At 56.7% G+C, this 25,284-nt stretch carries 20 protein-coding genes and 2 tRNA genes; 14 read left to right on the plus strand and 8 right to left on the minus strand.

Annotated elements, in window-relative coordinates; translation table 11 throughout:
- Positions 1 to 24: 24 nt before the first annotated feature.
- From BBKW_RS03325 to nhaA, 7 genes are all read left to right on the plus strand, one after another.
- On the plus strand, positions 25 to 1,683 hold the full coding sequence (locus BBKW_RS03325; protein ID WP_033501281.1) for a peptide ABC transporter substrate-binding protein: 1,659 nt from the start codon (positions 25 to 27) through the stop codon (positions 1,681 to 1,683).
- Between the two features lie 130 nt (positions 1,684 to 1,813).
- Complete coding sequence (locus tag BBKW_RS03330; RefSeq protein ID WP_172620097.1) at positions 1,814 to 2,434, plus strand: ATP-dependent Clp protease proteolytic subunit; 621 nt, start codon at positions 1,814 to 1,816, stop codon at positions 2,432 to 2,434.
- Between the two features lie 2 nt (positions 2,435 to 2,436).
- Positions 2,437 to 3,138 carry an ATP-dependent Clp protease proteolytic subunit gene (locus tag BBKW_RS03335; protein WP_033501280.1) on the plus strand — a complete coding sequence of 234 codons (702 nt, stop codon included), beginning with the start codon at positions 2,437 to 2,439 and terminating at the stop codon, positions 3,136 to 3,138.
- 151 nt (positions 3,139 to 3,289) lie between these two features.
- The gene (gene clpX / locus BBKW_RS03340) at positions 3,290 to 4,603 is read left to right on the plus strand and encodes an ATP-dependent Clp protease ATP-binding subunit ClpX (protein WP_033501279.1); all 1,314 of its coding nucleotides are present in this window, start codon (positions 3,290 to 3,292) and stop codon (positions 4,601 to 4,603) included.
- 166 nt (positions 4,604 to 4,769) lie between these two features.
- Positions 4,770 to 4,843, plus strand: a tRNA-Arg gene (locus BBKW_RS03345).
- A gap of 41 nt (positions 4,844 to 4,884) precedes the next feature.
- Positions 4,885 to 4,958 (plus strand) — tRNA-Arg (locus BBKW_RS03350).
- Positions 4,959 to 5,192: 234 nt separating this feature from the next.
- Positions 5,193 to 6,566 (plus strand): Na+/H+ antiporter NhaA, encoded by a 1,374-nt coding sequence (gene nhaA, locus BBKW_RS03355; RefSeq protein ID WP_414835670.1) that lies wholly within the window; start codon positions 5,193 to 5,195, stop codon positions 6,564 to 6,566.
- A gap of 121 nt (positions 6,567 to 6,687) precedes the next feature.
- On the opposite strand, the gene BBKW_RS03360 is transcribed toward nhaA, so the two are convergent.
- The 7 genes from BBKW_RS03360 to BBKW_RS03390 form a co-directional block, all read right to left on the minus strand.
- Positions 6,688 to 7,359, minus strand: a complete 672-nt coding sequence (locus tag BBKW_RS03360) for an O-methyltransferase (protein WP_003836579.1) — start codon at positions 7,357 to 7,359, stop codon at positions 6,688 to 6,690.
- A 4-nt stretch (positions 7,360 to 7,363) separates the two neighbouring features.
- Entirely contained in the window at positions 7,364 to 8,302 is a 939-nt protein-coding gene (locus BBKW_RS03365; protein WP_033501277.1) for a succinate dehydrogenase/fumarate reductase iron-sulfur subunit, read from the minus strand.
- Between the two features lie 59 nt (positions 8,303 to 8,361).
- Positions 8,362 to 10,224 carry an FAD-binding protein gene (locus BBKW_RS03370; RefSeq protein ID WP_033501276.1) on the minus strand — a complete coding sequence of 621 codons (1,863 nt, stop codon included), beginning with the start codon at positions 10,222 to 10,224 and terminating at the stop codon, positions 8,362 to 8,364.
- A gap of 124 nt (positions 10,225 to 10,348) precedes the next feature.
- On the minus strand, positions 10,349 to 11,716 hold the full coding sequence (locus BBKW_RS03375) for a DNA-processing protein DprA (protein WP_048349502.1): 1,368 nt from the start codon (positions 11,714 to 11,716) through the stop codon (positions 10,349 to 10,351).
- The gene (locus tag BBKW_RS03380) at positions 11,713 to 13,242 is read right to left on the minus strand and encodes a YifB family Mg chelatase-like AAA ATPase (protein ID WP_033501275.1); all 1,530 of its coding nucleotides are present in this window, start codon (positions 13,240 to 13,242) and stop codon (positions 11,713 to 11,715) included. Before BBKW_RS03380 ends, BBKW_RS03375 begins: the two co-directional genes overlap by 4 nt.
- Positions 13,242 to 13,694, minus strand: a complete 453-nt coding sequence (locus tag BBKW_RS03385; protein WP_033501274.1) for a YraN family protein — start codon at positions 13,692 to 13,694, stop codon at positions 13,242 to 13,244. Before BBKW_RS03385 ends, BBKW_RS03380 begins: the two co-directional genes overlap by 1 nt.
- A 171-nt stretch (positions 13,695 to 13,865) precedes the next feature.
- Positions 13,866 to 14,741 carry a pyridoxamine kinase gene (locus tag BBKW_RS03390; protein ID WP_033501273.1) on the minus strand — a complete coding sequence of 292 codons (876 nt, stop codon included), beginning with the start codon at positions 14,739 to 14,741 and terminating at the stop codon, positions 13,866 to 13,868.
- A gap of 330 nt (positions 14,742 to 15,071) precedes the next feature.
- On the opposite strand from BBKW_RS03390, the gene BBKW_RS03395 reads away from it, so the two are divergent.
- From BBKW_RS03395 to BBKW_RS03425, 7 genes are all read left to right on the plus strand, one after another.
- Positions 15,072 to 16,385: an O-acetylhomoserine aminocarboxypropyltransferase/cysteine synthase family protein gene (locus BBKW_RS03395; RefSeq protein ID WP_003836594.1), complete on the plus strand. Its 1,314-nt coding sequence runs from the start codon at positions 15,072 to 15,074 to the stop codon at positions 16,383 to 16,385.
- 260 nt (positions 16,386 to 16,645) lie between these two features.
- Complete coding sequence (locus tag BBKW_RS03400) at positions 16,646 to 17,197, plus strand: ECF transporter S component (RefSeq protein WP_004223777.1); 552 nt, start codon at positions 16,646 to 16,648, stop codon at positions 17,195 to 17,197.
- A gap of 122 nt (positions 17,198 to 17,319) precedes the next feature.
- A complete protein-coding gene (locus tag BBKW_RS03405) occupies positions 17,320 to 18,927 on the plus strand; it encodes an ABC transporter ATP-binding protein (protein WP_033501379.1) in 1,608 nt (535 codons plus the stop codon).
- Positions 18,927 to 19,745, plus strand: coding sequence for an energy-coupling factor transporter transmembrane component T family protein (locus BBKW_RS03410; protein ID WP_033501272.1), 819 nt, complete (start codon positions 18,927 to 18,929; stop codon positions 19,743 to 19,745). The genes BBKW_RS03405 and BBKW_RS03410 overlap by 1 nt, the downstream gene beginning before the upstream one ends.
- Positions 19,733 to 20,773: an Lrp/AsnC family transcriptional regulator gene (locus tag BBKW_RS03415; RefSeq protein WP_128832370.1), complete on the plus strand. Its 1,041-nt coding sequence runs from the start codon at positions 19,733 to 19,735 to the stop codon at positions 20,771 to 20,773. The genes BBKW_RS03410 and BBKW_RS03415 overlap by 13 nt, the downstream gene beginning before the upstream one ends.
- 132 nt (positions 20,774 to 20,905) lie before the next feature.
- Complete coding sequence (locus tag BBKW_RS03420; protein ID WP_033501270.1) at positions 20,906 to 21,697, plus strand: ABC transporter ATP-binding protein; 792 nt, start codon at positions 20,906 to 20,908, stop codon at positions 21,695 to 21,697.
- A gap of 41 nt (positions 21,698 to 21,738) precedes the next feature.
- Positions 21,739 to 24,381 carry an ABC transporter permease gene (locus BBKW_RS03425; protein ID WP_033501269.1) on the plus strand — a complete coding sequence of 881 codons (2,643 nt, stop codon included), beginning with the start codon at positions 21,739 to 21,741 and terminating at the stop codon, positions 24,379 to 24,381.
- A gap of 91 nt (positions 24,382 to 24,472) precedes the next feature.
- Here BBKW_RS03425 and BBKW_RS03430 read toward each other — a convergent pair whose 3' ends face one another.
- Positions 24,473 to 25,219: a response regulator gene (locus BBKW_RS03430; RefSeq protein ID WP_033501268.1), complete on the minus strand. Its 747-nt coding sequence runs from the start codon at positions 25,217 to 25,219 to the stop codon at positions 24,473 to 24,475.
- Positions 25,220 to 25,284: the final 65 nt, after the last annotated feature.

A 25,284-nucleotide genomic window follows, 5' to 3' on the forward strand; every position in this document is an offset into this window, starting at 1 on the left:
CTACCATTGATCGAGAGGACAGCAATGAACAACCAACGCCTGCATAGCAGCATTACCACCAGCCTGCTCAAGCCAATCACGGCAGTGCTTTCCATCGTCTCGCTGCTTGCGGGCTGCGGATCCGTGGAAGCGAAAGATACCGTAACCGGAGTCGCCGGTGCCGATAAGGTGGTCAGCGTCAACGTTACGGAACCGTCGAATGGTCTGCTGCCAAGCGACACCAGCGACATGTCCGGCTGGAAGATCGTCAGCCAATTGTACGACGGTCTGGTCACATTCGATGCGGAAGGCAATGAAACACTGGTCGAAGCCGAATCGATCACGCCGAATGATGATGCTTCCGAATACACCATCGTGCTCAAGCCGAATTTGACCTTCTCCAATGGTGAGAAGATCACCGCCGACACGTATGCGAAAAGCTGGTCGTTCGCGGCCAACGCGGCCAACGGGCAGGTTGGAGCCTCCATTTTCGAAGACATTCGGGGCTACGATGATTTGCAGGATGCCGAAGGCTCCAAAAACGCGCAGCTATCCGGCCTTACCGTGGTCGACGACACCACGCTGAAGGTCAGTCTCAAAGCGTCGAACTCGGCGTTTCTGTACAAAATCGGAGATATCGCCTTCTTGCCAATGCCGTCCGAAGTCATCAAAAACCCCAAGGAATACGGGCAAAAACCGATCGGTAACGGACCGTACAAGCTGAAGGCGTACAAGAGCGGCGAAGAAATCATTCTTGAAAAAGACGACTCCTACAAGGGGCCGCGCAAAGTCAAGAACGCAGGCATCGATTTTAAGGTGTATCAAAGCCTTGACGCAGCCTATTCGGATCTGCTGGCAGGCAATCTTGACGTGCTCGATTCCATTCCTACCTCCGCGCTGAAAACCTATCAGAACGAAAAGAACATCACGGCCGTCAGCAAGCCCGGTCCGTCGTTCTCGGCATTTACGATTTCGCAGAATCTCAAGCATTTCCAGGGTGAGGAAGGCAGGTATCGCCGTCAGGCCATCGCGCATGCCATCGATCGTGAGAACATCGCCGACGCGATTTTCGGCGGTACCGTGACGCCCGCCACCGATTTCCTCGCTCCCGTAATCAAGGGATACGATACCGATCTCGACGCTGATGACGTGCTTACGTACGATGAGGCGAAAGCCAAGGAATTGTGGGCGAAGGCGGATGCTGTTTCGCCATGGAGCGGAACGTTCCGCATCGCATACAGCGCCGATGGCACCGACAAGGAATGGGTGGAGGCTGCGGCCCATTCCATTCGCAACGCTCTTGGTATCGATGCTGAGAGTTACCCATTCGCCACGTTCAAAGAGCTGAGGAGCGCCATTCAGGAGCGTACCATCGATGCGGCGTTCAAGTCGGGCATGCAATCCGATTACCCGCATCCGGAAGGCTATCTGGTGCAGTCGTATGATTCCTCTGCGGCGGACGGCAAGGGCTTGAACAACGGTGATTACAAGAGCGATGAATTCGATGCGCTGATTGATCAGGCTGCGGCCGAAACCGATCTGGACAAGGCCGTGAGCCTGTATCAGCAGAGCGAACGTGTGTTGCTGAAGGATATGCCGGTGATTCCTTTGTGGTATACCAACGTGACCGCGGCATCGGCCAAAGGCGTGGAAGTGAACTACAACTATATGGGCGTTCCCGAATACAACACCATCGTCAAATAGGTTCGTTAAGCAGTCCCTCAAAGACGCATGTCGAGGTGCGCGAAGACTCCACTGTCAGCGCAATTTCGTTCCCAGTCGCTTCGAAGCGGTAGGCTGTGAAGCTATAGAGAACATAGGAAAAGGAGACAAGGTGAGCAACTTCAGTGCACCTCTGCCCGTTATGGCCGGCGAAGACATGCCGGCAGGGCCCGCCGATCCGATTTTCAACCGTCTGCTGAAAGACCGCATCATCTGGATGGGCGAGGAAGTCAAAGATGAGATGGCCAACCGCATTTGCGCGCAGATGCTGATGCTGGCCGCTGAAGATCCGAAGAAGGATATTTGGCTGTACATCAATTCTCCGGGAGGATCCATTACCGCAGGTATGGCCATTTACGACACCATGCAGCTCATCGAGCCTGACGTGGCGACCGTTGGCTTGGGTATGTGCGCATCCATGGGCCAGTTCCTGCTGAGCTCCGGCACTAAGGGCAAGAGGTTCCTGACATCCCACGCCCGCGTGCTCATGCACCAGCCTTCCGGTGGCATCGGCGGTACCGCAACCGACGTGCGTATCAACGCCGAGCTGATCATGGACATGAAGAAGACCATGAGCGAGCTGACGGCTGAGCAGACCGGCCACACGGTTGAGGAAATCTACCGTGACAACGAGTACGACCACTGGTTCACCGCGCAGGAAGCGTTGGAATACGGCTTTGTAGACAAGCTCGTTTCCACGCACGACACGATGAACGCCACCAAGGGAGAGTGAACATGGCAAGCGAAGAATCCCAGTTCGTAGCCCGCGCAGAGCGACTTGCAGGTCCGGCCGGAGTGGTCGGATTCCAGTCGGCGGCCGCTCGCGAAGCCGCTTTCGCACCGCAGAACCGCTACGTTTTGCCGCAGTTCGAAGAAAAGACCCCGTACGGTTTCAAAAGGCAGGATCCGTACACCCGTCTGTTTGAAGACCGCATCATCTTCATGGGCGTGCAGGTCGATGACACTTCCGCCGATGACATCATGGCCCAGCTGCTGGTGCTCGAGAGCCAGGATCCGAATCGCGATGTGATGATGTACATCAATTCCCCAGGCGGATCCATGACGGCCATGACCGCCATCTATGACACCATGCAGTACATCAAGCCGGATGTGCAGACCGTGTGCCTCGGTCAGGCTGCTTCTGCGGCCGCCATCCTGTTGGCAGCCGGTGCCAAGGGCAAGCGTCTGATGTTGCCAAATGCCCGCGTGCTCATCCACCAGCCAGCCATCGACCAGGGTTTTGGCAAGGCCACGGAAATCGAAATCCAGGCCAAGGAAATGCTGCGTATGCGCGAATGGCTTGAAAATACACTGGCCAAGCATACTGGCCGTGATGTGGAGAAGATTCGCAAGGATATCGAGGTCGACACCTTCCTGACCGCTCCGGAGGCCAAGGAATACGGTATCGTCGACGAGGTGCTGGAACACCGCGGCTGAGCGGTCGTTGTGGCAATCTTGGCCGAAGGTCGAGTCGCGCATCTTCACAAATCAATACCCCTGCCAGGCGTCGGCAGGGGTATTGTGTTTTCAATGACGATTGCATGGCGTCAGTTGTTCAATGGCAGGTACGAAAAACAAAGGGGTGCGAATGGGACGAGTGGTCAGCTACAACGACGAAGCGTCACGATGCACGTTCTGCGGCAAAACGGAAAATCAGGTACGCAAGCTCGTTACCGGGTCGGGCGCGGCCATTTGCGACGAATGCATCGAGCTATGCGTCGACATCATTTCTGAAGAACGTGTCAAGGATGCCCGGCTGAATACGTTGCAGTTGCCGAAACCGGCCCAGATCAGCGCCTATCTCGACAACTATGTGGTTGGGCAGGAGTCAGCCAAACGTACGCTTTCCGTGGCCGTATACAACCATTACAAGCGCGTCAACATGGAAATGCGCGAATCCACGGAATTAAGCGATCGTGCAACCCGCGAAAACGACGATCCGTTGGCTGGCGTGCAGGTGGCCAAATCGAATATTCTGCTGCTGGGACCTACCGGCGTGGGCAAGACGTATCTTGCGCAGACGCTGGCGAAAGTCATGAACGTGCCGTTCGTGATCGCCGACGCCACCACGCTCACCGAAGCCGGCTATGTGGGCGACGATGTGGAAACCGTGCTGCAACGCCTTATCCAAGCTGCTGACGGCGATGTGGCGCGTGCGCAGCAGGGCATCATCTACATTGACGAAATCGACAAGATAGCGCGCAAAAGCGGCGAGAACACGTCTATTACACGCGATGTGTCAGGTGAGGGCGTGCAGCAGGCCCTGCTGAAGATTTTGGAAGGCACTGTGGCTTCCGTGCCTGTGGAAGGTTCACGCAAGCATCGAGAAATGGGAACGGTGCAGATCGACACCCGCGACATTCTGTTCATTTGCGGTGGTGCTTTCGTTGGACTCGCCGATATTGTGGCACAGCGACTGGGTGCTCGCGAAAGCGGATTTGGTGCGGCCTGGCATGAGCGTGAGGTGCCGAAGCGTGAGCTGCTTGCCCAGGCTTCGGCCGACGATCTTGCCGATTTCGGTTTATTGCCTGAATTCATCGGCAGATTGCCGGTGGTGAGCGTACTTGAGGAGCTTACGGAGAATGATTTGGCGCGTATTCTGGTCGAACCGGAAAATGCGCTGGTCAAGCAGTATCAGAAGCTGTTTGCGATCGATGGGGTGACGTTGACGTTCACCGAGGATGCGGTGCGGCAGATTGCAGCCACGTCGATTCGCAGGGGCACGGGAGCGCGCGGCTTGCGGTCGATTATTGAGAAGACCTTGGAAGATACGATGTTCCAGCTGCCAAGTATGACCGGCGTGTCGGAAGTGGTGGTGGATGAGGCTTCCGTCAATGGATCTGGCACCCCGAAACTGCTGAAGGTTTCGACGGAGGAGATTCCTCGTAGACGCACCGCATAGCGTGTGCGGCGTGTCGCATACATATTCGTAAGATTTCAGATTTCGTAGGGTTTTACGCAATTGCAATCCATATCTGAAATCCGCGGAAACAAGTGCGACACGCCGAGATTTTGCTGCGCGGCCATTTGGGTGTATCTTATTCGAGTTGCCGAAAACAAGCAACGTTGCGCGAGTAGCCCAGCGGATTAGAGCAGCTGACTACGGATCAGCAGGTCGCAGGTTCGAATCCTGTCTCGCGCACTGACCACCAGTCATCAGGTGGTATAAAATGAGATGACGTTGCGCGAGTAGCCCAGCGGATTAGAGCAGCTGACTACGGATCAGCAGGTCGCAGGTTCGAATCCTGTCTCGCGCACATGAACCTCCCTCGCGAAATGCGGGGGAGGCTTTCTTTTTCTTACGGGTCTATGGTCTCGTCGAATTTATCAAAAGCTCCTATGTTGTATGCCATTTCGTATTAGGCATAGACGCTATGCGTTTACAAAGAACGCCAAGACCTTTCGGTACACTGGATAGGGCGTTTTCATGCATGTTTTCTCATGCGTCGTTTACCATGTGGCTGAACGATATCGGCCGCAAGACAAGGAGCATAATGACCGCATCGAAGAGGGGAACCTGGGCAACTATTCGGCGTATCGCCGCTTCCGATCGCATATCGGGTTTGATTATGCTCGGTTTCGCACTCGCCGGTCTGCTGCTTGCGAACCTGCCATTCACGGCACATGAGTTCGAAGAGCTGGAGAACTTCCGCATCGCCATTCCTTACACCAATATCGACATGGGATTGGGCCACTGGGTGCAGGATGGTTTGCTGACGGTGTTCTTCCTGACCGTTGGGCTAGAGCTGAAGCAGGAACTTACTACTGGCTCGCTGTCGAATCCCAAGGCGGCTGCGGTGCCGATGCTGTGTGCGGTCGGTGGCATGATGGCCCCGCCGGTGCTATTCCTATTAACGCTGTTCCTGTTCTCTGGTTTCGGTTCTGATCCGCTAGTCATCGCTTCCGGAACGAGCTTTACATTTGGCGAGATGTCCCACGGTTGGGCGGTTCCTACAGCTACGGATATCGCGTTCTCGCTGGCTGTGCTCGCCTTGTTCGCCAAGGCGTTGCCAGGCTCCATTCGCGCGTTCCTGATGACATTGGCTACGGTGGACGATCTGCTTGCCATCATTTTGATCGCGGTGTTCTTCTCTTCGGTGAACGCATGGTACTGGTTCGTCGGCATCGCCGTGTGCGCGGTCGTATGGTATTTCCTCGTGCGTATGCGCAAAGTGCCATGGTTTGCCGTGGCCATCGTCGGTATTTTGGCTTGGGTGATGATGTTTGAAGCTGGTGTGCATCCCACTCTGGCTGGCGTGTTGGTAGGTCTGCTTACTCCCGCGCATGAATGCTACGGCGAAAAGACTCCACGCGCCGAACGCTATGCGGACAAGCTGCAACCGTTTTCCGCGTTGTTGGCCTTGCCGATTTTCGCGCTGTTCGCCACAGGCGTGCATTTTGAATCGTTGACTTTGGCGCTGTTCGTTTCGCCAGTCGTTGTCGCCGTCATGGTGGCGTTGGTGATCGGCAAGCCTTTAGGCATCATGATCACGGCCTGGCTTTCCACGCATGTGGCTGGATTGAAGATGGCCAAGGGTCTGCGTGTGCGTGACATGTTCCCCGCAGCTTGCGCTTGCGGCATTGGTTTCACCGTGTCGTTCCTGATCTCCTCGCTCGCATATAAGGATGCCGAATTGTCTGCGGAGGCACGCTTTGGCGTGCTTGTTGGCTCCATGGTCGCAGCGGTGATTTCTGGTATTTTGTTGAGCCGTCAATCCAAGAAGTTCGAACTGACCGCTGCCGCATCGTCGAAACATAAGCATCATACTGCCGACGAGGACGCTGCCGGGGAAGTGGAATCTGTGCTTGAAGATGGCACCGTTGTGGTCAGCCAGATGATCAACACACATCCAAAGGTCAAATAACGACGTTCCGGCTATGGCATTCCGCGCCATATGCCAGACACGCAAAAAGCCGACGCTTATCACATATCGTGAGCGTCGGCTTTTTGCGTAAGGAAACGGTAGGCCGATGGGAACGGCCATACTAGCGTTTGACCGCTACGAGCAGACCTGTACCGGTCGGAGTGAGCGCGGTGATGAAACGTTCATCGGATTCCACGGTTTCCAGCAGGGTACGCATGGCAATGGATTTGGCGTCGCGGTTGGCGGGATTCAATACGCCACCTGCGGAAGTCGCAGCGTCGAAAGCGAGCACATCCGTGAATACGATCACACCATGCTTCTTCAGCAGGCGGGGAGCCTGCTCAAAAGAGGCAGCATAATTTTCGGCATCGCCGGCAACAACGATCAAATCATATGTTTCGGCGTTCAAACGCGGCAGAAACACGTTGACAGGAGCATTCACCGCACGAAGCGTGGTCTGCGTCTCGTCGGAGAGACGATTGAACAACGTGCGAATCAGCGCAATGCCTTGGGAAGAGGAATCGACCGCGGTAAGCTGTCCCTTGTTATCCAAACCATTGACAAGCTGCAACGTTTCCACTACGGAACCGGTGCCGACGGCAATCACTGACGACGCATCCACCATATGCACCAGCATGCGCAACAACTCCGCCTGTGCCGCGGAACCCTGTGGAATGCCTGCTTCTTCGGCGTGGGTACGAATGGCGTTCAGATTGGTCGACTGACGTGAGAACGCATGATCTTCAACGTATTCCCAAGACTTGGCGAGATTGGTGTACGACGTTCTATCCATGGGTTCAGCGTTCCTTGACTTGGGCGATCAGTTGCCAGATTTCCTCGCCGACGTCGATGCCACGTGGACATTCGCGGGTGCAGGCGCGAACCGACTGACATGCTGCGATACCGTCCGCGGAATCAATGGCATCCATACGAGCATTCGCCTGACCATCTCGCGAATCATTGATGAAGCGGGACGCGGTAATCAACGCCGCTGGACCGATGAACGCCTCGCCTCCAGCGTACACTGGGCAGCTTCCTTCGCAAGTGCCGCAAGCAATGCAATTGGTGAGCAGCTCATATTTGGCAAGCTGCTGAGGATTCTGCAGATATTCGAAAGCATTGATTTTTCCGTCTTTGGTGGTGGCTAATTCGTTATTGGCCTGCAAATACGGCTTAAGCTTCCTGATTTGATCGAGCATCTGATCGATATCAGCAATCAGATCACGCTGCACGGGGAAACCCGGCAGGGGAGCGAGCTCGATCACGCCAAGATCGCCTGAAGAAACGGAAACGGCGTCATCTGCAAGCGACGCATCTGCGTTTCCGGTATGGCGGAATCCTTCATTGTCCACTAATACGGTATTCGGCTGCTTGGCCCAATCCTTGATGGAAGCGGTGCACAGTAGCGTCGGCGTGCCATTGATGGACACCGCGTCGGAGCCACACATGCCATGACCGCAGGAATAGCGGAACGCCAAAGTCGGATCGACGGTTCGCTTGATTTTCAACAGGCAATCAAGCACCGTGTCTTCCGGGCGCACATGCAACGTGTAATCCTGCACCCACTGCTTGCCGCGGGGACGGCGACGCGCCGACGCGCCGGAATCTCCGAACGGAGAGCTTTTCCTGGCGAACGGGGAGCCCCCGCGTTCGCGGTCGCGGGCACGTTCGGGGCGCGGGGTGAACCTATTGACCCGCAACGTCACCGTGTTCATGCCGTTTTCCATGCCGCTCATCTACTCGCCTTTCCAATAAAAACCGACAACAAGTTTGCCATACACCGTGCCCAGAGGGCTCAGTACTCACGGGCCTTTGGCGGCATGTTCACAATATGTACCGGCTGCCAGGAGATTCGTCCGGAAACATCCACCATGGAATGCGCAAGGAAGTGTTCGTCATCACGTTCCGGGAAGTCGAGACGTTTCAATGAACCGCGGGACTCATGGCGAGCGTCGGACGCCGTGAGCACGGCCGAACCAAGCTCAAGCAAATGTTGCACCTCCCAGATGGCGGTGATCTCCTGATTGAACGTGGCGGAATCGGAATGCGCATGCAAAACCTGGGCACGGGCTTCCAGATCGCTACGCAATACGGATTGCGCCTGCTCGATGCTGTTCGCATCGCAGCGCACGGCGACCGCTTTTTCCATAACGGATCCCAAATCGGCCATAAGTTGGTATGGATTATCTGAAGCGTGCTCGTCGTCTTCAGGAAGCTGCGTCAGAAGATCTTTCAATTCAGAGGAACGCGCATCGGCGGCCTGCTGCACATTGTCTGTTTCATCTTCGGCATCTTGATCGGCTTCGGCTATCGGATCATTCACCGGAGCGGCGGCGATACGCTCCGCAAGCGCCTTGCCGGAACGAGTGCCGAACAGGCAGGCATCCAGCAGGGAGTTGCCGCCAAGACGGTTCGCGCCGTGCACGGATACGCACGAGCATTCGCCGGCTGCGAACAGGCCGTCAACGATGGCGCGTTCGCCGTCAATCCAACGGTACACTTCGCCGTTGGTGGTGATCGGAATGCCGCCCATGGTGTAGTGTGCGGTCGGTTTGACCGGCACATAATCCTTGGTCGGGTCAAGATCGGCGTACTTTTCGATTGTTTCCACCACCTGGGGCAGCACTTCATGCATATGGTCGGCATCAATGCCGGTCATATCGAGCCACACGCAATCCTTCGGGCCATCTGGATCTTTCGGATCCGCCACGCCACGTCCGGCGTCGATTTCAGCGGTGATGGAGCGGCTGACCACGTCTCGCGCGGCCAGATCGGCGTGCCCGGGAGCATACTTTTCCATGAAGGCCTCACCATCGGCGTTACGGAGCACGCCACCTTCCGCGCGGGCTGCTTCCGACAGCAGAATGCCGGTATGTGCCAAACCGGTCGGGTGGAATTGCACGAATTCGCTGTCTTCCAGCTGCAGTCCGGCATGTAGTGCGAGCGCCATGCCGTCGCCGGTCAGATCCCACGAATTGGATGTGGTGTGGAACAGGCGGCCTGCGCCTCCGGTGGCCAGAAGCACGTTGCGCGCATGAATGGCGCGCACTTGACCCTTATGGGTGTCGAACGCCACCACGCCTTCGGCTTTGGTGCCATCCTCGGAGACCACCAGATCGGTCACATACCATTCTTCTGCGAATTCGACGCCTTCTGCCACGCACTGCTGCCACAGCGAGAAGAGGATCTGATGGCCGATGCGGTCTGCGGCGTATGCGGCTCGGCGAACCGGTTCCTTGCCGAAATCCTTGGTATGCCCGCCGAAACGACGCTGTGCGATGTGCCCGTCTTCGGTGCGGGAGAACGCCACGCCGGCATGTTCCAGTTCGATGACCGTTGCCGGAGCCTCTTGCGCGAACAGTTCGGCCGCATCCTGATCGACCAGCCAATCGCCGCCCTTGACAGTGTCGTAGTAGTGCCAATGCCAATCGTCGTGTTCGACATTGCCGAGGCTGGCCGCGATGCCGCCTTCTGCGGAACCGGTGTGCGATCGTAACGGCTGGAGTTTGGAAATCACCAGAATATTCGGTTCGATGCCGGTTTCCTTCAGCTCTTGCATCTGTTCGCTTCGCAACATTCCTAACGCTGCGGAAAGACCTGCCGCTCCTGCGCCGACGATTACTGCATCATACATATCTTCAACATGCTTCGGACTCATACCAACGATTTTCGCACAAGGTGTGACCTCGCTGCGGTTCGTTGGATGACGGGCATGTTGTCGTATGCGGGTTTTCACATGTTCTTGCGTGTTTGTTCGTCGGTGGCTGTGACGATTGGCGGTGTCAGTTGCATTGTTGCGCGGTGTTTGCGTTGATGATGGTGATGTTGCCGTGTTGTGTGCTGATGAGCCCGTTGAGTTCCAATACACCGAGTTCCAATACGATTCGTGAGATCGGATATTCTTCGGGATTGGTCTCTGCCAGTATGGCGAGCAGCCCGTCAGTGGAGACGTGGCCATATTTCGCGTCGCATTTTCGTATGGCTTTCAATATGGTTCTGGTGGTGTCGTCTGATTCCGGCAGGACGTCGTCGGCTGGTTCTTCCGTCTGTTCGTCGTCTATGACGACTGGTTGCGGGCGGTGCGAAGCATGACAGAATTCATCGATGTCGGTCAGTGAGCAGATGATGTTTGCTCGTCCTTCTTGAATGAGCCGGTTGCAGCCCGTGTTGTGTGGCATGGTCACGTCTCCTGGCACCGCGAATACGCGGCGGTTGAGTTCGTCGGCCCATCCCGCGGTGTTAAGCGCGCCTGAACGTGCGCGCGCCTGGGCGACGATGAGGCTGGAAGACAAGGCCGCTATCAGACGGTTTCTAATGAGGAATCGTCTGGCTTCCGGAGCGGTTCCTGGGCACAGTTCCGAGATCAGAGCGCCAGAGTGGCTGATGATGGTTTCAAAAAGACGTTCGTTGCTTTTCGGCCCGATATGGTTGAGGCCTCCGGCGAATACCGCGACGGTGCGGCCTGCGAGGGGAGCCCCGATTTCGTCCATGGCTTGGATGGCACCCCAGTGGGCTACCGCATCGGTGCCCAAGGCGCCCCCGGATACTATGAGGTGCCCGGCACGGGCTGCCTGTTTGGCGAGCTCATGTGCACTCTGCCTTCCGTATTCGCTCACTCCGCGTGACCCGACGACGCCGATCGGTTCCGGACATGACACCAATGCTTGCGGGTTGCCTTGCCCCCAGAGACATAATGGGGCAGCCCAGTCCGTATACATGGTGAGGTCGGCGAGCTGCGAAGGCCAGCAGGGATGGTGTGGTGCGACGATCCACTGTGTGCCCCCTACTGTGAACCAGTCCTTGAGCTCATCGGGATCGGTGCTGGGCAGCGTGGTCAAACGATGCTGCCAGGAGACCATCGCACCATGGAATGAGGCCATACCTCGGGAGTTGATGCTGCGCCCCCAACGCGTGATGCCGTTAATGAACGCCGCATCCAGGGTTTTGCAAGCGGCTGTAGTCACGTTTTCATGATTGCCTGGCCCGCTGTCGGCGAGTAGTTGCAAGGTGTGCGTGGCTGATCCGATGCCTTTGATCAGCGCGTACATCATCGCGTCGGCGCTGTCCAGACAGTAGGTGAGCACCGCACGTGCCAGGGTCTCGTCGTCGATGGCGGTTGTGTTGCCGTTCGTATTCGTATTTTCGTTCATGTCAACTTCGTTCTCATGGAGATTCCCTGCATCATCTCTTCCGGTCCCGGAGAGGTTTTGCCTGATAGGTCGGCCAGAGTCCATGCGAGCCGCATGGCACGGTCAGCCCCTCTGAGGCTGAGCCGCTCACTGGCCAACGCATGGTTCACCAGTTCGATGGCTTTTGTGGACGTGTTGGCGCGAAGCCATGTTCCGGTGGCCTGCGCATTGCAAACCCACCCGAATTCACGAAAACGTTCCTGCGCGGTTTGCCTTGCTACGATGACCCGCAGGCGAATGGCATGGCTGGATTCGCCGGAAGGAGACATTCCCGGATTGATTCGTTCCACGGGAGGCACTTCGATTTGAATGTCGATGCGGTCGAGGATCGGCCCGGACAGCCGGCTGAAGTATTTGATACGGTCTTTTTCCTTGCATGTGCAGCGCTCGCCATTGCCATAGGCGTAACCGCAGGGGCAGGGATTGGCCGCCATGATCAGTTGGAATCTCGCTGGATAGTAGGTGGTGCCTTTCGCGCGCGATATTGCCACGTACCCGGATTCTAAGGGTTCGCGCAATGTTTGCAGGGTGCGTGCCGAGAATTCGGGTGCCTCGTCCATGAACAGAATGCCTCGGTGCGCTCGTGTGATCGCGCCTGGCTGCGCCAGCCCTGCGCCACCGCCGACCAGGGATGCGGTGGATGCGGTATGGTGCGGTGCTTCGAATGGTGGAATGTCACTGATGCCATAGCTGGGCAATGTGCCGCATAAGGAGCGGATCGATGCGACTTCCAGCTGTTCCGATTCGCTTAACGGGCTCATAACGCCGGGAATGCGAGAAGCAAGCATGGTTTTGCCGGTGCCGGGAGGGCCGGTCATCATCAGATGGTGCCCGCCTGCGGCCGCCACTTCCAACGCCCATTTGGCCGTTTCCTGCCCCATGACCTCATTCATGTCTCCCGGAGGAGGGCATGTCGACATGGTGTCGTCGTTGGGGTTCACGTCCCTGATCAGGTCGGCAATCTCGTACTTCGCGGTGCCTCCCATCAGTTCGATCAATTCGCCCACATGGCGCACACCGATGGCGTTGACGTCGGGCACGAGGGCGGCTTCGTCCAGATTGGCATGCGGCACGATTACCTTGCAGACGCCTTGATCGCGTGCATGCAGCAGAATCGGCAGCAGTCCGTTGACGGGAAGCACCGTGCCGTCGAGATTCACTTCCCCGAGCACGACGGTGTCGTTCAGGCAATCGTGGGGTATCGTTCCGGATGCGCTGAGCACGCTTGCTGCTATCGCCAGATCATGAGAGGAACCGCGTTTGGGCATGGATGCCGGCGAAAGATTGACCGTGACCCGTGTCTCCGGCCATTTTGCGCCGCTGGCTTGGCATGCTGATTTGACACGTTCCCTCGCTTCGGAAAGCGAGGTGTCGGGAAGTCCGATGATGGAGAAGTAAGGAAGTCCGGGGGAAACGAACGCCTGAATTTGGATGATGAAGGCTTTCAATCCGATCAGTCCCACGGAAAGTGCGCTGCCGATGGCCATCAGAACGCTCCTTCAATATGGTGTACAAGCGGCTTGCCGTCACGTACGATGACGGTGATGACGTCGAAGCGTACGCCGTTGTGTGGTGTGCGATGGTCGCTGTCCGACAGCCACTGCACGGCCGCGTGGCGCAGGTTGATCTGCTTGGATGACGTTACGGCTTCCTGCGGAGTGCCGTAGCGGAGCGTCCGTCTGGTTTTGACTTCGACGAAGACGATGATTCCCGCATCGTCGCGTGAGACGATGTCAAGTTCGCCATACCGGCAGTGCCAATTGCGGTCGAGCGTCTGCCAGCCTTGGCTTTCCAGCCATGCGGCCGCATATTGTTCGCCAAGTTCGCCGAGCTGCCGTGCGCACAGACTGCCATCATGCAATCGCTGTGCGATGGAATCAAGAAGCTGTTCCGAACGCTGCGTTGCGGTCGGAACGTCATGTGTTGTGTTGCCGTTCATGGTTCAAGTCCAGCAGAAAGAACCGGCGTGAAGCAAGCGTGAACGGCAAATGTGGATAAAGGATGCGGTTTCGGGCGTGTTTGGGATAGTTGGTGGATAACTTGCCGTTATCCACATTGCTCCACGGACCAATGGCTATGGAACGCCCGAAACCGTATGCGATCGGAATGCTTAGCGACGGACCAGCTGCGTCAGCTCGTCAAGATTCAGTTCAAAGCTCACGCCACGTTCATCATGATGCGGCTGATACTGTGTGTTTTCCATGGCATGACGCACGAACTCTCCTGCGATATGCGCCGATTCGGCTAACGGCCTGCCCGCCATCAGCGCACCACAGAGTGCGGAAGCGAACGCGTCGCCGGTACCATGCGTCATGAACGGCAGCTTGCTGTGCGCAAGCTCCTGCTTGCCGGAAGCCCCCGAAGCAGCTGAGGCAACATAATTGCGAATCGTACCATCGTCATGATCGATGCCTTTCAAAACCACGTTTTTCGCACCCAAATCAAGCAATGCGTCAATCATGTCATTTACTTCGGCATCGCTCAGATCGCGCCCTGGATATGTGCGTTTCGTCAATATGGATGCTTCCGTCAAATTCGGCATCAGTACGTCGGCGCCATCCACCAGCGTGCCCATGGCTTCGCAGAGTTCCGGCGTGTATGTGGCGTAGATTTCGCCTCCATCTCCCATTACCGGATCCACTAAACGCAAGGCATGCGGATATTGCGAATACAGGCGTTTGATGATCGCAACCTGTTCGGCGGAGCCAAGGAAACCGGAATACACGCCGTCCAAATCGACGTTCTCCTTACGCCATGCGTCCAGATAGCCGTCCAAAATCTCGGTCGTATCGTGGAAGGTGAATACGCTGTAGCGCGTGTGTGCCGAAAATAGCGCGGTCGGCACCGGACATACGTCGCATCCGGCCGACGACAGGATCGGAATGGCCGCCGTCAGCGAGCAATTGCCGTATCCGCACATGTCATGCACCGCCGCAACGCGCGGAACATAATGCGGATCGCGATCATACAGAATCACGTCATCCATGTTGAAACCCTCTCTTGCGATTGTCTGACCACGACTTTAGCCGTCCGTCTGACTTCGGAGCCACGATGCTTCGTACGGCGTATCATCGCAGTGCCGTTTGCCGGCGTGTCGCAGATTTTCAGACGGTTGTCAGAACGGTTTTATAGAGCATGAATGGCAATGATTCCAACGGTTTATAAAGGGATATAGGCAAGTGCGATAACGTTTGGCTTGCATTGCGGAGCGCGGCCGGATTATTGTCGCTACCAACACCTGACCAGCCGCCACACACGGCAAGGCGGGTGGTCAGCAAGACAGGCAACGAACCATTCCACACAAGGAGCAGAAACCATGGCAGATTCCAAGAACTACCGCTTCGAAACCCTGCAGCTTCACGTCGGCCAGGAGCAGGCCGATCCGGCAACCGATTCCCGCGCGGTGCCGATCTACCAGACCACCAGCTACGTGTTCCATAATTTCGACCACGCCGAGGCCCGTTTCGGGCTGGCGGATCCAGGCAACATCTACGGCCGCCTGACCAACTCCACCCAAAGCGTGTTCGAAGACCGCATCGCAGCCCTCGAAGGTGGCACCGCAGGTCTGGCCGTCGCATCTGGCGCAGCCGCGGTCGAATACGCGGTGCGCAACATCACCCAGTCCGGCGATCACATCGTCGCCGCCAAGAACATCTACGGTGGCACCTTCAACCTGCTGCGTCACACCCTGCCGCGTGACGGCATCACCACTACCTTCGTCTCCGCCGAGAATCCGCAGGAGTTCGAGGACGCCATCCAGGAGAACACCAAGCTCGTCTACTTCGAGACCTTCGGTAATCCGAACGCCGACCTGCCGGACTTCGAAGCCATCACCGCCATCGCCCACAAGCATCATCTGCCGGTGATCGTCGACAATACCTTCGCCACCCCGTACCTGTTCCGCCCGCTGGAGCATGGCGCTGATGTCGTGGTTGAATCCGCAACCAAGTTCATTGGCGGCCACGGCACCACCCTCGGCGGTGTGATCGTGGAAGGCGGCAACTTCAACTGGGCCGAAGTGCCGGGCAAGTTCCCAACCCTGACCGAGCCGGATCCGTCCTATCACGGATTGAACTTCTACGAGGCCCTGGGCGGATCCGCGTTCGTGACCCGTATCCGCGCCATCCTGCTGCGCGACACCGGTGCCACCCTGTCTCCGTTCGCCGCATTCCTGCTGCTGCAGGGCACCGAAACCCTGTCGCTGCGCGTCGAACGCCACGTTGAGAACGCGCTGAAGGTCATCGACTACCTGAAGACCGTTCCGGAAGTCGAGTCCATCTCCCACCCGTCCATCGAAGGCCGCAAGGATAACGAGCTGTACAAGAAGTACTTCCCGAATGGCGGCGGCTCCATCTTCACCTTCGACATCAAGGGCGGCAAGGACGCGGCACGCGTGTTCATCGACAACCTGCACCTGTTCAGCCTGTTGGCCAACGTGGCCGACGCCAAGAGCCTCGTGATCCACCCGGCCTCCACCACGCACTCCCAGGAGACAGTGGAGGAGCTCGAGGACCAGGGCATCCACCAAGGCACCATCCGCCTGTCCATCGGCACCGAGAACATCGAAGACATCCTCGACGATCTCAAGGGTGGTTTCACGGCTCTGCGTGAATCTGGCCTCGCCAAGTGAAACGCATAGGATCGGCGAAATAACGCCATCCTAAACAAATGAAACGGTCTGCGACGCCGAAAAGAAGGGGCGGTGTCGCAGATCGTTTCGTCGTATCTGCAAACGATGTCATCTCAATGTATTACAGCTGGTATAGAATCTGCGATTGTTACGAAAAGCAATGTCTCAATTCTTTTCTTTGAAAGAAAAAAATATTAGTTTCTTTCAAAAATACAAGCATTATTGATGATATTGAGAATAACGTAAAGAGAGAAGAGATCATGGCCCAAGAAGTCAAGAACGATATCAAAAAGGCGTTGCAGGTCAACACCATTCCGCTGATCGCCATTATGACCGCGGTCACCACGGTGCTGACCATGCTCGTGAAGATCCCGACCCCGATCCGTGGCTACCTCAACCTGTCCGACACCATGATCTATTTCAGCGCGTATGCGTTCGGACCATGGGTGGGCGGCATTATCGGCGGTCTTGGCCCGGCGTTGAGCGATCTGATCTCTGGTTATCCGCAGTGGGCCATCTTCACGTTCGTCATCGATGGTCTGCAGGCCGTGCTCGTGGGCCTGCTCGTCAAGAAATTCAATCCGGCGAACATCATCATCGGCTCGGTGATCGCAGGCGTATGGAAGGTGTTCGGCTATTTCATCGCAGGCGGAATCCTTTCCGGATTCGGCCCGGCGTTGGGCGAGATCGCGGGCAACTCCTTCCAGATGGCGGTGGGCCTGATTGTGGGCTTTGCGCTGTTCACCGCCGTTCGTCAGGCCTATCCGCCGCTGGTACGTTTGGGTAACCTCGGTATTAAGGCGGGGGAGTGATACATTAATATCATGTGAAGGCAGGCCCGTGGATTTGCCGATGAAAGGCGATTCCACGGGTTTTATTGTGAAATGCGGTTGCCGGCTGCGGAAAAAATGCGTGAAAGCACGGGGTGGGCGTCATGATTACGGTTCGCGACTTAGGATGGAAGTATGCGCCACTGACCGACGGGGGCAAGCCGGTGGAAAGCCTCAGGCACGTCAGCTTCGACATCCGGTCCGGATCCTTCGTCGGCATCATCGGACCGACCGGAGCGGGCAAATCCACGCTATGCATGGCATTGGCCGGTATCATTCCGAACCTGGCCGACGGCACCATGAGCGGTGTCGTGGAAGTCAACGGCATGAATACGAGCAGGCACTCCGTCTCGGCACTGTCGGAGCGTGTCGGTTATGTGCAACAGGATCCGGAGGCGCAGCTGTTCTGCTCGAGTGTCGAGGATGAGATCGCTTTCCCGCTGGAAAACCGCGGAGTAGCCCCGAACGTCATCGACAAGCAGATTGACATCATGCTCGACTTGGTCGGCATGGCCGGATACCGCAAACGTGTGCCGACCAGCCTGTCGGGAGGCCAGATGCAGCGCGTGGCCATCGCCGCCGCGCTCGCGGCGGAACCCGATGTGCTTATTCTTGACGAACCCACCGCGGCCCTCGACCCCGAAGGCAAGCAGGAAGTGTTCGACGCGCTCGAACGTATTCGCCAAACCCGTTCCATGACGGTGATCATGGCCGGGCAGGACACCGAACACATTGCCTACTGGGCCGATCAGGTGCTGTTCATGGTCAACGGTGAAGTGGTGCGCAATGGAGACGCCAGCCTATTTACCCGAGAACGTAGACTGTTGGAATCCTCCGGCGTGCAGGTGAGTGACGGACCGTCCCCCGTCATCAAGGCGTTGCCGGTAATGAACGACGGCAAGCCGAAGCATGCGATCATCAGTCTGGACCATGTGACGCACCGCTATGGACAGGGCGGCAATGCGTCTCCCGCATTGGATGATGTCAGCCTGGATATCGAACAGGGCGCCTTCGTAGGACTTATCGGGCGCAACGGGTCAGGCAAGACCACGCTTGCCAAGCATCTGAACGGGCTGATTCAACCCACGCAAGGAATCGTGAAGGTGGATGGGCTCGACGTATCGAAGCATAGCGTGGGCGAAATGGCCGCGCACGTCGGATTCGTATTCCAAAATCCCGACCATCAGATCTTCTGCTCCAGCACCAAAGAGGAGATCGCGTTCGGTCCGACCGCGCTCGGACTTGATGCGGCCACCGTGTTCAAATGTGTTGACGAAATGATGACATTGTTCGACCTGCACCGGTATGAGGACGTTTCGCCGGCCACGCTCGGTTACGGCGAACGACGTGCGGTGGCATTGTCTTCGGTGATCGCCATGCGCACGCCAATACTCGTGCTCGACGAACCTACGGCGGGTCTTGACCATCGTCTCGCATCACGATTCCTTGGAACCGTGGAAAAACTCAACCAGCGTGGCGTCACCGTCATCATGATCAGCCATGACATGCGTGCCGTATATCGGTATTGCACGCACGTGCTCGAATTGGAAGACGGTCATGTCGTGCAATATGGGCCGATCGACAAATCGCAGGAAGCACAACAATCGTCCGTGCGACAGGCGCGGCAGCCACACAAGGCGCGCGGTCCGATATCAGCGACCCACGTATTGTTGAAAATCGCCAAGGATGAACGTGACAAGGAGGAACGCTGATGGATGCCGACCTGTATGTACCAGTCGACGGATGGTTGCATCGCACCGATCCGCGCGTCAAATTCCTCATCTCCATCGTCATGCTGGTCCTTTGCCTCGTATGGCGTAACCGGGCGTTCATCCTCGGCATCCTCATTCTCGAACATGTGATGCTCGCCACCGACCATGTGCCCGCCGAGCGCATTGGATGGGTGTGGAAGATCCTCGCCGTGCTTATCGTGTTTATCGTGGTGCTTTGGCCGGTCTTCGACCAGAGTGGAACGCACGTGCTCTGGCAGTGGGGATGGCTGCGTCTCACGCAGGAGAATCTGCTCATGGCGGCGGTGATAGGTCTGCGCATTCCAGCGCTCGGCTTTGCATGCTTCATCACGCTGTTCACCACCAGCCAGACCAAACTGGTTCGTGGCTTTACCTCGCTCGGCATGCCCTACAAGGCCGGGCTCACCTTGGCAACCGCATTACGGTATATTCCCGTGTTCTTCTCCATCTTCCAATCCGTGTCCGACGCGCAGCGTGCGCGAGGGCTTGATCTGAGCGGCAAAGTCAATGCGGCAGGTAAAAAACGCAACATATTCGTACGTCTCGTAGACCGGTTCAAATCGTATCTGCCGATCATCATCGCCGTATTGATCCGCGCCTACAAAATGAGCCAAAGCGTGGGCTGGGCCATGGAATCGCGTGGACTCAACCTGAATCGGAACGGCGTGAAACGCACATATCGGGTCAACCTTACGATGAGAATTGCCGACTGGATTATTCTCGTGATTACCATTGCCGCCACCGCAGGCAGCGTGTGGTTGATGACATGGCTGTCATAGGGGGTGTGATGACGCAGGATGAGGAGCGTACTACAATCACCGCACGTGATTTGAAGGTGGTATCGGCGCTGCAATGCAACGGACGTATGACCATGCAGGCGCTTGCCGATAAAATCGGCATTTCCGTATATGCGGCGACGGAAAGCTACAAACGGCTCACCGAAGCGGGCATCATGACCATTGTGCCCGTATGCAATCCGTTGAGTCTCGGAAATTACAGTCAGGTGCTTGTGGGACTGCGCATCAACGGCAATCGCAACGAGGCGCTCGCCATGCTCAAAGCCATGCCTCAGGTCACCTATGTGGTCTGCGCGTTGGGCGATGCCGACATCATCGCCGAAGCCGTGGTGTATTCATCCGAAGGTATGGACCATTTCCTGAAGTACGATTTGCGCGCACTGCCCGGATTGACCCGTCTGCAAGTGTTCTCCTGCGGTCGATTGGTGCTTGACGACCATAATGTCAGCGTGGTCAACCGTCTGCTGGCCGAACGCGGCGAAACTGGATTCATGACCAAACGTGAGGCCAGCGTCGGCACCGATATTCCCGTGCATCGGTTGGACTCGCGATTCGTGCACACGTTCAACGAATTACAGAAAGACGGCAGGGCAAGCTACGCCACGCTAGGGGAGCATCTTGGCGTGACGCACACCGCGATTCGTGGGCGCGTCAAAAAACTGGAGGATTCCGGTGTGATGCGCATTATGGCCACGGTCAGCCCCATGCGTTTAGGCGGATTCCGCCAAGCATTTCTCGGCATCGGTGTGAAGCCGCCGTATCGGCTTGATGCCGAACAACTGCTGGAAATCGATGAAGTGACGTACGCGATGAGCGGCGTCGGATTGAACGGAGCCGACTACCTCATCGAAATCATCGCCGGAGATGACGGGGATCTGTGGCGTGTGGTAGACGAATCCATTCGCTCGTTGCCAGGCGTGGAACAGACCTGGTGGGCATCCACCGTCAGCGTGGAAAAAGAGTCGTATTGGCTTGAGCCTCCCCGCGACGGCGTGCTTCTCGACGATTGATGGATCAATGGTATTATGCGCCCCGTCTTTGCTCATTCTCAAGGATGAGATGATAATTCAGACCAACGCATGATATTCGAATCAGCTGTTTTTCCGTAATTTTGGAGGTAATCCAAGGAAAGGAATGACAGCATGGATATCAGGGACACCATCAAAGCTACCAATACGGCCATTGCAGCCGTGGATCTTGTGAAGGACTACGGTTCCGGGAATAACACGGTGCATGCGTTGCGTGGCGTCAACGTCGCTTTTGAAAAAGGAAAATTCACGGCGATTATGGGACCGTCCGGTTCCGGCAAATCCACGTTGATGCACACGTTGGCAGGACTGGATTGCGCAACCGGCGGGCACATCATATTCAATGGCGACGATCTGACGCGCATGAACGACAACCAGCTTACGTTGCTGCGCCGCCGTGACATCGGATTCATCTTCCAAAGCTTCAACCTGCTGCCGATGTTCACCGCCGAACAGAACATTCTCATGCCATTGACATTGGCTGGAGCGAAACCCGACCGACAGTGGTTGCGTCTGCTGGTGGAAACGCTTGGCCTTAAGGAACGTCTCAACCATCGTCCGAACGAACTATCGGGAGGTCAACAGCAGCGGGTGGCCATCGCACGAGCATTGATCACCAAACCGAAACTAGTATTCGCAGACGAGCCCACCGGCAATCTTGACTCCGTATCAAGCGCCGAAGTGCTGAGCTTCCTGAAACGTTCCGTCAACGAACTTGGCCAAACCATCATCATGGTCACGCATGATGCGGTCGCCGCGTCTTACGCCGACCGTGCGCTCGTGTTCGCCGACGGCCAGATCGCGGCGGACGTGAACAAGCCGACAGCAGACCAGATGAGTGAACTGCTGATGAAGGAACGCGAAGCCGCCACAATGAATGCGGCTTCCGCGAGGCATTCCCACTAAACGCACTGTAGAAGCATTCGAAGAAGGGAACAGAATTCACCATGTGGTCCATCACTTTGAAACTCATGCGAAAAACCAAGCGCATGCTCATACCCGCAGGCATCGCCATCATGATCGGCACGGCGTTCATCGCCTGCACCTTCCTGTTCGGCAATGCCATGAACGACTCCCTGACACGGCAGCTGACCGCCATGTTCGGAAACGCCAACTATGCGGTGACCGTCAACAGCTCCGACCTGAGCGATAAGGAACTCAACGAGGCGTATTCCAGCACTGTCGGCGACTTTCATCTCGACCAGATCGCCGGCATCGAAGGGGTTGGCGGCGTCCGTGCCTCGGTGGAAACCGGCGTCAGCGTTTCCAAGGGAGACAGCACCGTCAGCGGCGAGATCATTTCCACCGCGGCACAGAAGAACATGCTCCCCGTGAATATTACGGAAGGGGACCAGCCGAAGGATTCCAACGAAGTCGCACTGCCGGAAGACATGGCGAAACAGCTGAACGTCGGCATTGGCGACACTGTAAGCCTGACCTCCCGATATGCGGTAGGCGACGATGGCAAAGCCAAGGCGGACAACGTGCGCGTGGTAGGACTCACATCCGATCCGAACGGCGCCTACTCATACTATGGTGGTGCGATCGTAGGATCCAACAATCTGCTTGCCGCAATGCAGGGAGTGGACGATTTCAACGCCACCGGAACAAGAATGGTGTATCTCGACCTTGCCTTGGATGGAAACAGCGTATCCGCAAAAACCATCAACGGTGTGAAAGCGTTGCTGCCAAAGCATTTCGATCTGATGTCACGACAGCAAATCAGTGACGAAAGCATCAAATCCTTAAGCGGCAACCAAACCAACATCGCCACCACATTCCTTATGTGCTTCGGCGTGCTTGCCATGTTCGTGGCGGCTCTGGTGATCGCCAACACGTTCCAAGTGCTCGTGGCGCAACGCCGCCGCACACTCGCCTTGCTACGCACTATCGGCGCGAAAAAAGGCCAACTGTATGGTTCCGTGCTGTTCGAAGCGGCAGTGCTTGGCTTCGTCGCATCCGTGCTTGGCGTGGTGCTTGGAAGCCTGCTCATGTGGGGCATGTGCGTCAGCGACATCATGCAGGCGGGTATGCGGTTCAACTTCTCCTGGCAAGCCGCCGTCGTACCCATTCTCTTCGGCATTGTGGTGACGGTGCTTGCATCCATGGGATCCGCACGTTCCGCCACCGCGGTAACGCCATTGGAGGCATTGCGCCCGATTGAACTGACCGACAACCGTCGTTCTAGCCTCACGCGAGCCATAATCGGTATTCTGATGGTGGTGGTCGGTATCGCCATGGCAGTATTTTCCATCTGGCAGGTACAAGCCACCAATGGCGGCGAGGAAGCGACCCGCGATCAATTCACGATGATTCTGCTCATGGCCATCGCCGGCGCTGCACTGGTGTTCCTCGGCATGGTGGTCACCGCGGTGTTCTGGATGCCGACCCTCATGAAGGGCGTTGGAGCGTTGGCCTCACTGACAGGACCTTCCGCAACAGTTGCACACGCCAACATTCAGAAGAATCCGCGACGCATCGCAGCAACCGGTGCTGCTCTGCTTATCGGCGTCACCTTGGTTTCCACCATCGCAACCGGTGCCGCTAGCGCCAAAGAGACTATGAATGGTGCGCTCGCCACCCGTTATAGCGTCGACATCGTGGCCATGGGCGATGACATCAGCCAGCAAATGGCCAAGGATGTAGCCGACATCAACGGCGTGTCCGACACGTTGTATGCGCCGGCGGTTTCCGTGACCTTGGAGAAAGCGGATGGAACCCGCCCTACGTCCGCATTGCTGGTCGGTGTGAAGAACATCGATCAGGTCAAGCAGGTCATGCGTGTCAACTTGGGTAACGCCTCCATCGACAGTGATAGTGTTCTCATACCAACATACAATGCGCAAACCGGCAAGGAGCTGCAGTTCGCCAATGGCACGGCTGATTTCTCCACCGAATGGAACCAGGACGGCGACGCTACGCGTTCGCTGACATTGCAAGCAGAGCAAGCCGATTACCGTCGCGTATCCGCACAGTATGGAGCTGTCGGATTCGTGGATGAAAGCCATTTCACCAATGGTGACCTTGACGCCGCCACCCATGTGTTGCTGGTCAAGGCAGATACTGACAAATCGGGAGTTTCCGTTGACGGCATCTACAACGACATGCAGGCCGCATTGGAGAAGAGCACTGATGCGACAGTGACCGGACCGATTGCCGAACGCAGCGAATGGGCGAAGATGATCGACTCCATGATGATGCTTCTGGTGGGATTGATCGCCGTGGCCGTGCTCATCGCACTTGTCGGCGTGGTCAACACGCTGTCGCTGTCAGTGATCGAACGCACCCGAGAATCCGCCACATTGCGCGCCATCGGCATGACCCGAGGCCAGCTGCGACGCTCTCTTGCGGTGGAAGCCCTGCTCATCTCGCTGGTATCCGGCATCGCGGGCGTACTACTTGGCACCCTGTTCGGCTGGCTGGGCGCATACGTGGTGTTCAGTATGTACGGCAAAGTGGTGTTCCCGTTCGAATGGGGCATTAACGGCATCGTACTCGCCGTGGCAGCCGTGGCAGCATTGCTCGCCAGCGTCTTCCCCGCACGCAGGGCAGTGAGCACGCCTCCTGTTGAGGCGCTCGCCGAAGCCTAAGCTTCATAGCAAACACAACGAAAAGGACTCCTGCCACAAACATGGTAGGAGTCCTTTTTGCGTATCATGCATACGCAAAACAACAAATCAATCAGACCAAATGGTTTTCGTAAGCGAACACCACCGCCTGCACACGGTCACGCGCATTGATCTTCGCCAGAATATGCGCCACATGCGTTTTCACCGTCGGCAGGCTGATGAAAAGCTTGTCGGCAATCTCCTGATTCGACAATCCATGCGCGATCTCAATAAGCACTTCGCGCTCGCGATCAGTCAGTTCATCTAATTCCGGATCGGTGTACGTCGAATCAGAAGTGGAAGAAGCAGTGGAATTTCCATGTGCGCCAACATTCGCAGCCATGAAATCGCCTTCCATCATTTTCTCGATAAGACGTTTCGTGGCGGACGGTGCGATAATCGCATTACCCTGAAAAACCGTGCGAATCGAATTCAACAACGTTTCCGGTTCCGTATCTTTCAGCAGAAAACCGGAAGCTCCAGCAGTGATCGCAGCCATAACATATTCATCCAAATCGAATGTCGTCAGAATGATCACTTTGGTATGAGTGACTTCTGATTGCGTTCCATCGGCAGCAAAGCGATGCTGCAACGCACTGATTTGCCGAGTCGCCTCGATACCATCCATGCCGGGCATACGCACATCCATCAACACCACGTCAGGATGCAGTGTTTCCGCCAACGCCACAGCCTCTGCACCATCGCGAGCCTGCGCCGTAACCGCCATATCAGGTTGGGACCCGATCACCATGGCGAAACCGGCACGTACCAATTCCTGATCATCGGCAATGACCACACGAATCTTCTGTTCTTCACTCATACTCTCCACCTTATCGGCATTGTTCCGCTCACAGCGCGAAACAAACCCTTAAATCTCCCTGAAAA

Source organism: Bifidobacterium catenulatum subsp. kashiwanohense JCM 15439 = DSM 21854 (genome assembly GCF_001042615.1).
Classification (GTDB): Bacteria; Actinomycetota; Actinomycetes; order Actinomycetales; family Bifidobacteriaceae; genus Bifidobacterium; species Bifidobacterium catenulatum.